This is a genomic window from Staphylococcus sp. GDX7P312P (genome assembly GCF_008385775.1).
In the GTDB taxonomy this organism is placed as follows: domain Bacteria; phylum Bacillota; class Bacilli; order Staphylococcales; family Staphylococcaceae; genus Staphylococcus; species Staphylococcus haemolyticus.
The window spans coordinates 1-249 of the sequence record NZ_VUKI01000088.1 but is presented as its reverse complement, the minus strand read 5'-3'; the positions used below and the strand labels follow the sequence as shown (position 1 = coordinate 249).

At 28.1% G+C, this 249-nt stretch carries 1 pseudogene; it reads right to left on the bottom strand.

The features are described 5' to 3' along the window. Positions 1-24 precede the first annotated feature (24 nt). Positions 25-180 (bottom strand): annotated as a pseudogene (locus F1592_RS13470) (Bcr/CflA family drug resistance efflux transporter); the annotation flags it as partial. Between the last annotated feature and the right edge of the window lie 69 nt (positions 181-249).

Genomic DNA, 249 nt, shown 5'->3' with positions numbered 1-249 from the left:
TAAACCTATCAATGCAAATGATCATGTAAGTTGTATTTCAGATGTTGATGACCTAAATAGATGTTGTGCTTCAGGTAATGAGGGTAAATACATATCAATAATCAGATGTCCAAAGGCAGTCATTACACATAATACTATTAGAAGCAATCGGGTTAATTTTGTATGTGTTGAAGGTTGCATAATGTTTCTCCTTAAAAAGTTTGAAAACTACATTATAAAGTTTTTTTTTATATTTGTAATTTACAAAAT